This is a genomic window from Streptomyces sp. R44 (genome assembly GCF_041053105.1).
Lineage (GTDB): Bacteria > Actinomycetota > Actinomycetes > Streptomycetales > Streptomycetaceae > Streptomyces.
In genome coordinates this window covers 144,435-157,892 of the sequence record NZ_CP163444.1, presented here as the reverse complement: position 1 = coordinate 157,892, position 13,458 = coordinate 144,435, and the positions used below count along the sequence as shown (strand labels likewise).

Annotated in this window: 10 protein-coding genes and 2 pseudogenes; 6 read left to right on the top strand and 6 right to left on the bottom strand. The window is 71.9% G+C overall.

Annotated features, from left to right (window positions below):
- Positions 1–188 precede the first annotated feature (188 nt).
- The gene (locus AB5J54_RS00820; protein WP_369141909.1) at positions 189–1,793 is read left to right on the top strand and encodes an FAD-binding oxidoreductase; all 1,605 of its coding nucleotides are present in this window, start codon (positions 189–191) and stop codon (positions 1,791–1,793) included.
- Positions 1,794–1,981: 188 nt separating this feature from the next.
- Positions 1,982–2,935, top strand: a complete 954-nt coding sequence (locus tag AB5J54_RS00815) for an IS481 family transposase (protein ID WP_369141908.1) — start codon at positions 1,982–1,984, stop codon at positions 2,933–2,935.
- Here the strand turns inward: AB5J54_RS00815 and AB5J54_RS00810 are convergent.
- The 3 genes and pseudogenes from AB5J54_RS00810 to AB5J54_RS00800 form a co-directional block, all read right to left on the bottom strand.
- The gene (locus AB5J54_RS00810; protein ID WP_369141907.1) at positions 2,932–4,194 is read right to left on the bottom strand and encodes an alpha/beta hydrolase; all 1,263 of its coding nucleotides are present in this window, start codon (positions 4,192–4,194) and stop codon (positions 2,932–2,934) included. The two genes, AB5J54_RS00815 and AB5J54_RS00810, sit on opposite strands and share 4 nt — an antisense overlap.
- Before the next feature lie 312 nt (positions 4,195–4,506).
- On the bottom strand, positions 4,507–5,172 hold the full coding sequence (locus tag AB5J54_RS00805; protein WP_369141906.1) for a nitroreductase: 666 nt from the start codon (positions 5,170–5,172) through the stop codon (positions 4,507–4,509).
- A gap of 670 nt (positions 5,173–5,842) precedes the next feature.
- Positions 5,843–6,640, bottom strand: a pseudogene (locus AB5J54_RS00800) (alcohol dehydrogenase catalytic domain-containing protein); the annotation flags it as partial.
- 558 nt (positions 6,641–7,198) lie between these two features.
- On the opposite strand from AB5J54_RS00800, the gene AB5J54_RS00795 reads away from it, so the two are divergent.
- From AB5J54_RS00795 to AB5J54_RS00780, 4 genes and pseudogenes are all read left to right on the top strand, one after another.
- On the top strand, positions 7,199–7,732 hold the full coding sequence (locus tag AB5J54_RS00795; RefSeq protein WP_369141905.1) for a 2Fe-2S iron-sulfur cluster-binding protein: 534 nt from the start codon (positions 7,199–7,201) through the stop codon (positions 7,730–7,732).
- Positions 7,729–8,730 carry a xanthine dehydrogenase family protein subunit M gene (locus AB5J54_RS00790; RefSeq protein ID WP_369141904.1) on the top strand — a complete coding sequence of 334 codons (1,002 nt, stop codon included), beginning with the start codon at positions 7,729–7,731 and terminating at the stop codon, positions 8,728–8,730. The genes AB5J54_RS00795 and AB5J54_RS00790 overlap by 4 nt, the downstream gene beginning before the upstream one ends.
- A gap of 108 nt (positions 8,731–8,838) precedes the next feature.
- Positions 8,839–10,962: a xanthine dehydrogenase family protein molybdopterin-binding subunit gene (locus AB5J54_RS00785; RefSeq protein ID WP_369141903.1), complete on the top strand. Its 2,124-nt coding sequence runs from the start codon at positions 8,839–8,841 to the stop codon at positions 10,960–10,962.
- A gap of 40 nt (positions 10,963–11,002) precedes the next feature.
- Positions 11,003–11,110: pseudogene (locus tag AB5J54_RS00780) on the top strand (IS5/IS1182 family transposase); the annotation flags it as partial.
- Between the two features lie 50 nt (positions 11,111–11,160).
- On the opposite strand, the gene AB5J54_RS00775 reads toward AB5J54_RS00780, so the two are convergent.
- From AB5J54_RS00775 to AB5J54_RS00765, 3 genes are read right to left on the bottom strand one after another with little or no spacing between them, the layout of a single operon-like run.
- On the bottom strand, positions 11,161–11,454 hold the full coding sequence (locus AB5J54_RS00775) for a DUF1330 domain-containing protein (protein ID WP_369141902.1): 294 nt from the start codon (positions 11,452–11,454) through the stop codon (positions 11,161–11,163).
- 34 nt (positions 11,455–11,488) lie between these two features.
- Positions 11,489–12,922: an MFS transporter gene (locus AB5J54_RS00770; protein WP_369141901.1), complete on the bottom strand. Its 1,434-nt coding sequence runs from the start codon at positions 12,920–12,922 to the stop codon at positions 11,489–11,491.
- Positions 12,919–13,281 carry a MarR family winged helix-turn-helix transcriptional regulator gene (locus AB5J54_RS00765; RefSeq protein WP_369149176.1) on the bottom strand — a complete coding sequence of 121 codons (363 nt, stop codon included), beginning with the start codon at positions 13,279–13,281 and terminating at the stop codon, positions 12,919–12,921. Before AB5J54_RS00765 ends, AB5J54_RS00770 begins: the two co-directional genes overlap by 4 nt.
- Positions 13,282–13,458: the final 177 nt, after the last annotated feature.

The window sequence follows — 13,458 nt, the reverse complement described above, 5'->3', positions numbered from 1 at the left end:
TCAGAGGCTTCTGTCGGTGCATCTGAGCCATGAGGCCGTCCTTCTCGCAGGCACATCCGAGGCCGAGGGCAACATCACGGTCAGGCCGCCGGTGGACGCCCGCAGCGCACATGTCCACCACGCGGAACCAACACCACCCATTCGCACTCTGCATAAGAGACAGCAGAGCATCGTGAACGGAGGCCGCCATGAAACGGCGCACACTGCTCGCAGCGGGCACCGGCGTCGCGGCGACCGCCGCCTGGACGATGGGGTGGGGAAACGGGCAAGTGGGAGCCGCGCCCAACGGCGGCTCGGCCGCTGCTACCAGCGGGCAGCGCCCCCTTGGCTCCGCATCCGCCCCAATCGGCACCCAGTCGGCCGCGCCCCGCGCCGCCGACTGGTCCGCGCTCGGCAGGGGCCTCCAGGGCGGTCTGATACGTCCGGGCGATGCCGACTACGCCACCGCCCGCCAGCTGTACAACACCCGCTTCGACAATCTGCGCCCCGCCGCCGTCGCCTACGTGGCCAACACCGCGGACATCGCCGAATGCCTGGCCTTCGCACGACGCCACGGCACCCCCGTCGCCATCCGCAACGGCGGCCACTCGTACGCCGGTTGGTCCAGCGGCAACGGACGCCTGGTCATCGACGTCTCGGCGCTGAAGTCCATTCGTACGGGCTCCGGCAGTGCCGTCATCGGGGCCGGCGCCAAGCTCATCGACGTCTACAGTCAGCTCGGCGCACACGGCGTCACCGTCCCCGGCGGCTCGTGTCCCACGGTCGGCATCTCCGGCCTGACACTCGGGGGCGGCCACGGTGTGGTCTCGCGCGCCTACGGGCTCACCTCCGACAACCTCACCGGCGCCCGCATCGTCACCGCCGACGGCAGGACCCTCGACGTGTCCAAGGACCGGGAGACCGACCTGTTCTGGGCGCTGCGCGGCGCGGGAAACGGAAACTTCGGCGTCGTCACCGAACTCCGGTTCCGCACCCACAAAGCCGCCGACGGCGTCACCGCGCACATGACCTGGCCCTGGTCCAAGGCCGCCGCCGCACTCCGCTCCTGGCAGGAGTGGGGCCCGGCCCAGCCCGACGAGATCTGGTCGGCGCTGCACCTGTCCGCCGTCGCCGGCCGGACTCCCACCGTCTCCATCAGCTGCTTCTCACTCGGCACCTACGGCGCGTTGCAGAACGCCGTCGACCGGCTGGCCGACCGACCCGGCGGCCCCGGCGCCGCCTCCCACATCACCATGCGCCGCCGCGGCTACCTCGACACGATGCGGATGTACGCGGGCTGCGCGACGAAGTCCACCGCCCAGTGCCATCTGCCCGGCGGAACCCCGGGTCGGCAGCCCACCGGTGTGCTCCAGCGGGAGACGTACGCGGCACGCTCGGACTTCTTCGACCGCTCGCTGACCACCGCCGGCATCCGATCGCTGCTCGACCAGGTCGAACGCTACGGGCGCAGCAGCGGCGGCGGTGCCGTATCCGTCGCGCTCACCGCCCTGGGCGGGGCCGTCAACCGCGTCTCTCCGCAGGCGACGGCCTTCGTACACCGCAACTCACGTTTCCTGGCGCAGTACACCGCATCCTGGCCCGCCGGCCATGCCGCCGGGGCGGCGACGGCCTGGCTGGACGGCACGCACACCGCGATGCGCCGGTACGCCTCGGGCGCGGCGTACCAGAACTACACAGACGCGAGTCTCAGCAACTGGCGCTCCGCGTACTACGGCTCGGCCGCTCACCGGCTGGCTGAGCTCAAGAGGCGTTATGACCCGGACAGGCTGTTCGACTTCCCACAGGCCCTCTGAGTCGACGGGGGGATGTCGTCGCGGAGTACGCCCGCACCTTTGATCCGCGCCATCTGCGCGCTGCCTAGCTGTTCTGTCTTGGGAGGTTGTGGACGGGTGAGCCAGGTCTCGGTTGAGGGATCTTGAACAGGTGAGGGCCTTCCGGTTCGGTGTGGATTGCGACGTCTACACCTGACCGAAAGGCCCTCGTGCCCCACCGTAATGCACCCCTGACCGAGACCGGGCGCCTGCGTCTGGCCCGCTGTGTGGTTGAGGACGGCTGGCCGCTGCGGCGTGCCGCCGAACGCTTCCAGGTCTCACCGACCACAGCCCAGCGGTGGGCTGCCCGCTACCGCCACGACGGCGAAGCGGGCATGACCGACCGATCCTCACGCCCTCGTCACAGTCCCGGGCGGACCCCGACCCGCACCGAGCGGCGAATCATCAAGGTCCGTGTCCTGCGGCGCTGGGGCCCGGCCCGCATCGCCCACCACCTGCGACTGGTGCCCTCAACCGTGCACCGGGTCCTGACCCGGTTCGGGCTGGCCCGTCTGACCCATCTGGACCGTGCAACCGGCCGGAACATACGCCGCTACGAACGCGAGAAGCCCGGCGAACTGGTGCACGTGGACATCAAGAAGCTCGGCAACATCCCCGACGGCGGCGGCCACAGGGTGCTGGGCCGCCAGGCCGGCCGCAAGACCCGCAAGAACGCCGGCTACAGCTACATCCACACCGCCGTCGACGACCACTCCCGCCTCGCCTACAGCGAGATCCACACCGACGAGAAGAAGGAGACCGCCACCGCCTTCTGGCAGCGGGCCCACGCCTATTTCACCAGCGTCGGGATCACCGTCGAACGCGTCCTGACCGACAACGGCTCCTGCTACCGCTCCCGCGACTGGCGCGACAGCCTGACGGCAGCCGGGATCACCCACAAGCGAACCCGGCCCTACCGACCCCAGACCAACGGCAAGGTCGAACGCCTCAACCGCACCCTCCTCGACGAGTGGGCCTACGCCCGCCCCTACCACTCAGAGCAGCAACGACGCGACGCATTCCCCAGCCGGCTGCACACCTACAATCACCACCGCGGACACACCGCGCTCGCAGGCAAACCACCCGCCAGCCGCATCCCCAACCTCACAGGGCAATACACCTAGCGCGCCAGCGTGTCGAACCAGCGCACGATCTGGGGCCCCGCCAGCTTGAAAGACCCGTTGTGGTCGGCCTTTCCGTGGTCGATCACGGGGGCCGACACCCCGTTGCGGGCCAGATCAGCGGCGCAGCTGATGGAGTTGGCGATCGCCACGTCCGTGTCGCCGGCTGCGCTGTGCAGCCGTACGGGCACGTCGGGCTTCCAGTCGCAGGTCCCGTCCTGCGCCTTGAGCGCGGCCAGCAGGCCGCCGTCCGGGTGCCGCAGCCGCTCGTAGAAGCCGTCGGTCAGCAGCTCCTTCACCGAGCCGGGCAGCTTCGTGACGATGTCCTCCTCGGTGTGCCGGGTGTCGAAGAGTTCCTCCACGTACCCCGCGTACGGCTGCCGGAAGGCCTCGGCCGGGTTGTCGTAGACGGGGTGCAGCCGGTTCTGCGCGGTGAGGAAGTACGACATGTAGAAGACACCGCTGATGTCGTTGACGCGGCCGTCGAGCAGGGCGGGGATCTCGGCGCCCTGCAAGTCGTACGGTCCGGCGACCGGCGCGAGCGCCCGCAGACGGAAGTGCCGGTCCGCGCCCCGCGCCAGCTCGCGGCCCAGCGCCATGGCGACCTGGCCGCCCTGTGAGAACCCGGTGCCGTACACGTCTCCGGTGAGCGGCCGGCCCAGCACACGCGCGGCGGTCCGGGAGGCCCGCAGCATGTCGAGCGAGGCGGCGACGGAGGAGGCGGTGTCCATGTACGGGTGGAGGCCGGGTCCCTTGCCGAGCCCGAGGTAATCGGGTGCGGCGACGGCGCGGCCCGCGGCGGCGTGCAGATAGGGCGCGTACAGCCCGAAGTCCTCGGCGACGGACGGCGCGTAGTCGCGGTGGACCATCGTGCCGTGCGTGTCGGCCACCAGGTCGAGCCGGCGCTCGCCACCCTTGGGGAGCACCAACAGGCCGGTGGCTGTGGTCGGTTCGCCCCGAGGCGTCAGGGTCCGGTACGTGAGGCGGTAGCCGCGCACACCGTGGCGCACGGTCGCCGCGTCGATGCCGGCGCCCCTGAGGAACGCGGCGACCTCGGCCCGGCTCAGGTCGGCGACGGGAGTGACACCGAGAAGGGCCCCACGCACGGTGCTCTGCTGGGCCGGGCGGGGTTCGGACGCGGCGACCGCCGGGGTGGCGGCAAGGGCGGTGAGGACGACGGCGGTTGCGGCGGCCAGGGACCGGCGTACGCGTCTGCGCTGCACCGTCGGCCGGAAGCGGGTGTGGGTCGTGGTGTGGGTCATGGCGACGACGCTACGGAGCCGTTGACCACCGGGACATCCGACGGTCCCCCGGCCGGGGGTGCGGCCAGCCCCACCCCGGAACCAGGGAATCCCCCCCGGGCGGAGGCGGGTTGGGCCCGGCGTCCGGCTGTGCAGTCCGTCCGTGGCCAGGAGCCGAACGCCGGGCCCGCCGACGGAGAGGGAACCCGTCGTGGCAGGTGCCGTCGGCGGCGCAGCGGGCGAACCGTCCGTGGACGGTCTGCCAGGGGCCCCACGATCCAATGGTCGGAAAGACGCCCCTGGGGCTGTCCTGTCGATCTCGGCCGGCAGCGGTCACACCCCGATGAAGCTCACCGTTTCCGTCATGTCCGCGCGCCCGGTACGCCGCCTTGGCGCGCCTTCCTTCTCAAATCCCACTGAGATGCCGCAGAACAGCACGAGCTCGTCATCGGCTCCGACTGTTCGGCTGACGGTCTTGCGGTACGTGGTCCACATCACCTGGGGGCAGCTGTGCAACCCTTCCGCCCTCAGCAGCAGCATGACCGTCTGCAGGTACATCCCCGCGTCACCCCACTGCCCGGGCCCCATCGTCCGGTTGAGGTAGCAGAACAAGACGACCGGCGCCCCGAACGCCTCCGAGTTCAAGGTTGCGATCTTCTGGGGCCGGGCGGGGTCGTCGCGCTCAATCCCCAGCGCTTCGTACCGCTGACTCGCCGCAGCGGAGAAGCGATCCAGATACGGCGAGGTCAGTTCGTCCGGGTACATCGGATACTCCCGCTCATCACCCGGGTCTCCCGCCAGGGCCCTCGCCGTCGCGCGCCTCTTCAGTTCGCTCAAGGGTTCGCCGGTGACGACATACACATGCCACGGCTGGAGGTTCCCACTGGATGGAGCCCGCGTCGCTGCGGTCAGTACTCGTTCGAGTACCTCCTTGGGCACCGGCTCATCGCTGAACGCCCGCACGGCCCGGCGACTGTCCACGGCCTCATACACATCCACGTGTTCGCGTCCTCTCGATCGGCCGGGGGCCGCCGCCACCGCCCACGCCTCCACCGTATGCAGCGGTCGGCACCGAGCATCGCCGGGGGTTGGAAGGTGGCCCGACGATCAGTCCAGTCGTTGATAGGACCATGGGGGACAGGAGTGACTTGACGGATGCTCAGTGGGAGCGGCTGGATCCGCTTCCACCGGTGAGCAACGGGCGTTGCGGCAGGTGGCGGGACCGCCACGATCCACCGGAGTGCGGACGGCCGCTGCCGGGTGCTCTCGCTGGTCATCACGCCCGGGCAGTGCGCCGACTGCACCCAGTTCGAGCCGGTCATGGACTAGACCCGCGTGCCAAGGCCGGCTGGCCACCGGTAGGCCTCGTACGAAGCCGGACAGCGTCAGCGCCGACAAGGGCTACGGCAACCGCCGAACCCGCCGCTACGCGGCTACGTCCACCTCGGCACCGTCACCGCAGCCGCACTCGTCATTCCTGGCCGACAAGGCTTCTCGTCGCGTGCGACCCGAGCGCATTGCGCCGACGAGGGATCCGGGCAGCGATTCCGCAGCCCGCCGACCAGGCCGCCGACCGCAGGCGAAGAGGCCGATCCGGTGGCCGCCCGCGGGCCTTCGACCGCGAGGCATACGAGGGGAAGCAGGGGGGATGGCGACCTCGGGTCTCCTCCCGCTTGTGGCCGTTCCCGTGTCCGTTCGGATGCAGGACCACCTTGGTCCAGCCCTCGTCACGGGCGTCGAAGTGCTCGTAGGCGAGGGGGGCCTCGTCCCGGCCGAGCTCGTGGGAGACGACGAAGCTCGGCTTCGCCTTCCCGCCTGTGATCAGATCCCGCAGCGCCCGGTTGTACTTCTTCACCGGCGCCTGCCCCGTGCCCATGCGCTGGCCCTTCAACCACATCATGCCGAAGTCGATCGGGACCTTGCCCTGCGCCTCCAGCTCGCCCTGGGCCTGCGCGCCGCCGGGGTCCTGGGGCAGGAACACTCCCACCACGCCGATGTCGCCCGTGAACCCGACCGAGTCGATCAGGCCGTTGAGCGTGAGGCCGGCGTCCTCGTGTCCCTGGGGGTCGTGGGCCTGGTAGCCGACGCATTCGCAGGCGTTGTCGGCGCCCGGACCGAGGGTGGCCTGGGGGAAGATGTCGGCGAGCATCACAATCCGTAGGCGGCTCCCGCGAGGGCGGGTTCCGGCTGCATGGTCAGGCAGTAGTTGGTCAGACCTTGCTCGCACTGCTTGCAGAAGCCGCAGGCGATGTTGAAGGGCAGGACCACGTACTCGCCTCCACGACCTGGACCTTGCGGACGGCGGGGCCGACCTCCGGCCCATGTTCTCGTGTCCCAGGCTGCGGCCGGACTCGAACGAGGTGCGGCCCTCGTACATGTGCAGGTCCGAACCGCAGATGTTGGTGGCGGTGATCTTGACGATGATGTCGCAGGGGTGCTCGATCTTCGCGTCCGGTACGTCCTTCACTGTGACCGTTCGCGGTCCTTCGTATACCGCTGCCTCATGATGACTTCCCTTGACGTGGCGGCACGGCGGTGGTGTGGAAGGCACAGAGAACCCGACTCTCGCAAGCGCTGCGACGGGGGCTGTGACTCCGGCGCGCCTCTGGGAGCCGTTCACCTTGATGAGGGGAACGGTGCTTCCGCCGCCGACCCGCCCAAGGGAGCGTCGGTGCTCCGGCGGCCTGCTGTGCGGGTACCCGTCGGCCCCGAGGCGAGACAACCACGCACCGACCGATCAGTGGCTTCGAACCCGGACGACCACCGGTCGACGGCACACCTTCGACTGAGGTCACCCACGGGCCGGACGCCTGGCTCGCGGGAGGCGGGGGAGGCGGTCGTCGCATAGCGTCGACGCAGGCGCGTACGGATGGACACGCCGACGGACACGAGTCCGCGCCCGCGTGCGGACAGGTCGGCGGGCGTGTCGAGCGGCGACCCGGTCGGTCGGGCCCGCCCACGTACCGCCACGCGGCGGACGTTCGGGCCCGCGCCGGCGAAGACCCCGAGGTGAGGAGGAGAACCGGTGGACCAGACCCTGCCGGAGCGCGCGTCCACGGTGGCGCTGCGCGTCAACGGAACGGACCACTCGCTCACCCTGGACCACCGCACGACCCTGCTTGACGCGCTGCGCGACCACCTCGACCTCACCGGCACCAAGAAGGGCTGCGACCACGGGCAGTGCGGTGCCTGCACCGTCCTCCTCGACGGGCGGCGCGTGAACAGCTGTCTGCTGTTCGCCGTCGCGTGCGCGGGCCGTTCCGTCACCACCGTCGAGGGCCTCACGGACGGTGAGCACCTCCATCCGGCCCAGGAGGCGTTCGTCGCCCGGGACGCCCTGCAGTGCGGCTACTGCACACCGGGCCAGATCTGCTCGGCCGTGGCCCTGCTGGACGAGGCGGCGCGCGGCGAACCCTCTCATGTGACACCGCCGGAACGACTGCCGGGTGAGCCCGTCGCCCTCACACCGGACGAGATCCGGGAACGCATGAGCGGGAACATCTGCCGCTGCGGCGCCTACCCGAACATCGTGGCCGCGATCGAGGAGCTCGTACGGTGAAGCCCTTCGCGTACGTGCGCCCCGAACGCACCGAGGAGGCCATCGCGCACCTCGCGGCCCACCCCGGCGCCCGCTTCCTGGCAGGCGGCACCAACCTCGTGGACCTGATGAAACTGGGCGTCACCGGCCCGCCGCTGCTCGTCGACCTCGGCGCCTTGCCCCTCGACGGCGTCGCGGAGACCCCCGACGGCGGCCTGCTGATCGGGGCGACCGCGCGCAACAGCGACGTCGCCGCCCACCCCGACGTGCGCACCCGCTACCCCGTGCTGTCCCAGGCCCTGCTGGCCGGCGCCTCGCCCCAGCTCCGCAACGCGGCCACCACCGGAGGCAACCTCCTCCAGCGCACCCGCTGCCCCTACTTCCAGGACACGTCCACGCCGTGCAACAAGCGTCTGCCCGGTTCCGGCTGCCCCGCCCGGGAGGGCGTCCACCGGGACCTCGCGGTCCTCGGTCACTCCACCCACTGTGTCGCCACGCACCCCTCAGACATGGCCGTCGCCCTCGCCGCCCTCGACGCAGAGGTCCGGCTGCGCGGGGCGGACGGCGAGCGGACGGTGCCCGTCGCCGCGTTCCACCGGCTGCCCGGCGACCGCCCGGACCTGGACACCGTCATCGCCCCCGGCGAACTCATCACGGGCGTCACGCTCCCCGCGCCGCCGCCCGGCGCGCTCAGCGCCTACCGCAAGGCACGCGACCGCGCCTCGTACGCCTTCGCGCTCGCCTCCGTCGCCCTCGTCCTGACCGTCGAGGACGGCCGGGTGGGGCACGCCGCCCTCGCTTTCGGCGGTCTCGCCCACAAGCCCTGGCGGGCGCGGGCGGCGGAGGAGGTGTTGCGGGGCGCGCCGGCCACCGCCGAGACCTTCCGGCGGGCCGCCGATGCCGAACTCGCCGCCGCCGAGCCCCTCCGCGACAACGGCTTCAAGGTGCCGCTGGCCCGCAACCTCGCCGTGAGTCTCCTGGGTGACCTCGCGTCCCGCGCCGCCGCGGCCGCCCCGTGACGCGTGGGCAGACGGGTGCGGGCGCGTCGTGGTCGCGTCGCCCCGCCCGCCCGGCATCCGTCCGCCCGCCACACCCCGCCGTACGCCGACCGGAGGAGGCACCACGCCATGACCCGTCATGAACCCGCGACCGCTCAGCCCTCGGCGGCCGTCAGGCGTGACGCCCGCCAGAAGGTGACGGGCGAGGCCCGCTACGCCGTCGACCGGACGCCGCCAGGCTGCGTCCACGCCTGCCCGGTGCCCGCCGCCGTCGCCCGCGGGCGGGTCACCGCCATCCACGCCGACGAGATCCTGCAGCGCCCCGGCGTGCACGCCGTCCTCACCCACGAGAACGCCCCGCGCCTCGGCGACGCCGACGACCCGACGCTCGCGCTGCTCCAGGATGAGCGGGTCCCCCACCGGGGCTGGTTCGTCGCCGTCGTGGTCGCCGACACGCCCGAGAACGCCCGCGCCGCCGCCGACGTGCTGCGGATCGACTACGCGCCGAGCGAGCACGACGTCCGGCTGAGCGCCGACCACCCGCGTCTCTACACGCCCGAGGAGGCCAACGGGGGCCACCCGGCCGTACGCGAGCGGGGCGACTTCGACACCGCCTTCGCCGCGTCCCCGGTCCGCATCGACGCCACCTACACCATGGACGCCCTGCACAACCACCCGATGGAACCGCACGCCGCCACTGCCTGGTGGGACGACGACAACCTGACCGTCTACGACTCCAGCCAGGGCGCAACCACCGTACGGGACGTCCTCGCGCGCCTGTTCCGGCTGCCCCAGCAGAAGGTCACCGTCGTCTCCGCCTACGTGGGCGGCGGCTTCGGCTCCAAGGGCACCCCCCGGCCGCCGGCCGTCCTCGCGGCGATGGCCGCCCGGCACACCGGCCGGCCCGTCCGGCTCGCCCTGCCCCGCCGTGACCTGCCCGCCACCGTGGGGCACCGCGCGCCCACCATCCAGCGCGTCCGCATCGGCGCCGCCGCCGACGGCACGATCGCGGCCCTCGCCCACGACGTGGTCACCCAGACGTCCACGGTGAAGGAGTTCGTCGAACAGGCCGCCGTCCCCGCCCGCACCATGTACACCTCTCCTCACAGCCGCACCACCCACCGGGTGGTCGCCCTGGACGTGCCCACCCCGTCGTGGATGCGCGCCCCCGGCGAGGCGTCCGGGATGTACGCCCTCGAAACGGCCATGGACGAACTCGCCGAGGCGGTCGGCGTCGACCCGGTGGAGCTCCGGCTGCGCAACGAACCCGACACCGAGCCCGACAGCAGCAAGCCGTTCAGCAGCCGGGGCCTCGCCGCCTGCCTGCGGGACGGCGCGCGCCGGTTCTGCTGGGCGGACCGGGACCCGCGCCCCGGCGTCCGGCGGGACGGGGACGTGCTGGCCGGTACGGGTGTCGCCGCCGCCACCTACCCCGTACTCCTGAGCCCGTCCCGCGCCTCCGCCCACGCCGCCCCGGACGGCCGCTTCGTCGTCCGCGTCAACGCCACCGACATCGGCACCGGGGCGCGGACCGTCCTCGCCCGGATCGCCGCCGACGCCCTCGGCGCCCCGCTCGACTCCGTGGGCGTCGAACTCGGCAGCAGCCGACTGCCCGACGCCCCCGTCGCCGGCGGCTCCTCCGGGACCGCGTCCTGGGGCTGGGCCGTGCACAAGGCCTGCGCCGCGCTGCGCGCGACCCTGGCCGCCGACCCCGGTCGTCCGCTGCCGCCCGAGGGCGTCACGGTCGAGGCGAGCACGGATGAGGAGGCGAGGCGGACGTCCCCGTACGCCCGCCACGCCTTCGGCGCCCACTTCGCGGAGGTCCGCGTCGACACCGTCACCGGCGAGGTCCGCGTGAGCCGGCTGCTCGGCGTCTATGCCGTGGGCCGCGTCCTCAACGCGCCCACCGCCCGCTCCCAGTTCATCGGCGGCATGACCATGGGGATCGGGATGGCGCTCACCGAACACAGCACCATGGACCTCGCCTTCGGCGACTTCCGCGAACGCGACCTGGCCTCCTACCACGTCCCCGTCTGCGCCGATGTGCCGGACATCGAGGCGCACTGGGTGGACGAGCACGACCCCCACCTCAACCCGATGGGCAGCAAGGGCATCGGGGAGATCGGCATCGTCGGAACGGCGGCGGCGATCGCCAACGCCGTCCACCACGCATGCGGCGTCCGCCTCCGACACCTCCCCCTGACCCCCGACCACCTCCTCCCGCTGCTCACCGCTCGGGCGCCCAGCCCCTAGAGCGTGTCCGTAAAGTCGATGGCTCGTTGCTCCGTTCGTTGTGCGGCGACATGAACTGAAGGATGATTTGCGGGCGTTGATCGATCCGTTGTTGACGCCGGGCCGGATGGGCAGGCCTGTGCGGGACCGGCGCCAGGTGGTGAACGGCGCAACGTGGTCGAACGCTGCTTCAGCAGTGAAGATCCGCCTGGACCTCGGTCAGTCGGTGCCTTCGACGATGCGGAAGTCGCGCTCGACGCCGTCGGAGAGGGCGGCCAGCGCCTCCTGGTAGGCCGCACTCTCGCGCACCGCGACGGCCTGCTCGAAGCTGTCGAACTCGACCAGGACGGTGCGCTCGGCGATTCCGGCGTCATGCGCCTCGACCCGGCCGCCACGGACGATGGTCCGACCGCCGCCGGCCTCGACGGCCACGCGGGCCAGGGTGTTGTAGGCAGCCAGCTTCTCAGGGTCTGCAATGGTGCGGTAGACGCTGACCCAGTAGCCCTTGGGCATGGAAACCTCCAGTGTGGGGATGAGTGCAACCGACTTACGGGTTGGTCTCGGACGAGCGTCGGCGGGCGAGAGCGAGGCTTGTCAGCGTAGCGATCGCCATGGCGCCGATGCCGACCAGCGCCGCGGTGGTGTAGGCGCTGTCGTCGGGGAAGAGGTGGCCGGGGCCGGTGCCCGCGGCGAGGATCAGGCCGCCGATGGCGCTGCCCAGGGAGTACCCGACGCTTCGGACGACGTAGTTGAAGCTCATGGCGCTCGACGTCTCGCTCGTGGGCGTGACGGCCAGGATGACGCCGGGCATCGCGGCCGAGAAGCCGCCGACGCCGAAGCCGAGCACGCCCATCACCGCGAACAGTTCGGCCAGGTCCGACCGGGCCGCCGCGAACAGGGCGAACCCGCCGCCGACCACGACGGCGCTGCCGGCCAGGAGCAGGGGGTCGGCGATCCGCGTCCGGACCCGCGGCGTGAGCTTGCCGGCGACGAACCCCAGCACCGAGAACGGGATGAGGACCAGCCCGGCGACGAAGGTCGTCAGCCCGAAGCCGTAGCCGGCATCGTGCGGCGTCTGCGCGAACCGGGTGACGAGCGTGAGCAGGAGGTACATGCCGATCCCGCCGACGAACATGGCGAGGTTCGCCCCGGCGACCGCCGGGTGCCGCACCGCCCGCACATCGACCAGGGGCGTCGCGCTGCGCAGCTCGATGACGGCCCAGACGCACAACAGCACCACCGCGACGACGGCGAGGCCCGCCGCCACGGCGAGGTGCCGGCTCCACAGCTTCCGTTCGCCGGCGAGGAACAGCACCAGGAGCAGCGCGGCTGCCAGGACGACCGCGCCTGCCACGTCCACACGGGCGGAGCGGCCTTCGGGGGCTTCGGGTATGGAGCGCCACGCGGTCAGGAGGGCGGCGGCGGTGACGACCAGGCCGAGGCCGTAGGCGGCCCGTACCCCGCCGAGCTCGGCGAGCAGTGCGGCCAGCGGGTAGCCGACGCCGGCCCCGATGATCGAGACCACCGAGATCAGGGCGATCACGGCCGCGCTGCGCTCCTCCGGGAGGTGGTCCCGGGCCACGCCCATCATCAGCGCCGTCAGCCCGAGCCCGACGCCCTGGGCCGCCCTGCCGGCCAGCAGCCACGCGAACGGCAGCGGCAGCACGGTGAGCGCGCTGCCGGCGACGACGACCGCCAGCGTGACGAGGATCGTGACCCGCCGGTACCGGCCGGCACCGAGCCGGCCCAGGACCGGCGTGGCGACGGCGCCGCTGAGCAGCGCGACGGTCAGCGTCCACTGCGCGCTGCCGAGCGAGACGTGGAACGAGGTCGCCACGCTGGTGATGAGCGGCGTCCCGAGGCTGGCGACCGCCGCCACGACCAGAGCGATGAAAATCAGGGCGGGGACCAGCAGCCGCGTCTCGGTACGCGCCACCGGTGATGCCTTCACCGCGCCCCCGCGGACCGGCTGCCCGGTCACTGCCTCGGCCCTTCGCGGTCCTGGCTCTCGAGCTCTGCCAGATGCTTCAGCGCCGGAAGGGCCGCCACCAGCGCCTCGACCTCGTCGCCGGTGAGCTCGCCGATCAACCGCTCGAACGCGTGGGCGCCCGCCTGGCGCCGCGTCCGCACATAGGAGGCGCCGGCCTCGGTCAGGCACACCAGCGTGACCCGCTTGTCGGACGCGTCGCCCCGCCGCTCGACCAGGCCGGATTCCTCCATCACCCGGACCAGGGCGGTCATCGCGGGCTGGGTGACGCCCTCGACCGCGGCCAGATCGGTGATGCGCCGCGGGCCGGTCCGGTCCAGGGTGGCCAGGGTGGCGGCGGACGTCAGGCTCATGTCCCGGGGCAGGCGTCTCGCGGCCCTGGTGGCCAGACCGTAGAGGGCTGCCCCGATGGCGGCGGACGCGCCGGGAGCGGCGTCTTGACGACTCATGGTCGAAGCATAGTGCTTTTATATTCATGGTTTATGTAAATGGTCGACTGGCGCGGGCTGCACGGCCGTCGCCGCATCTCA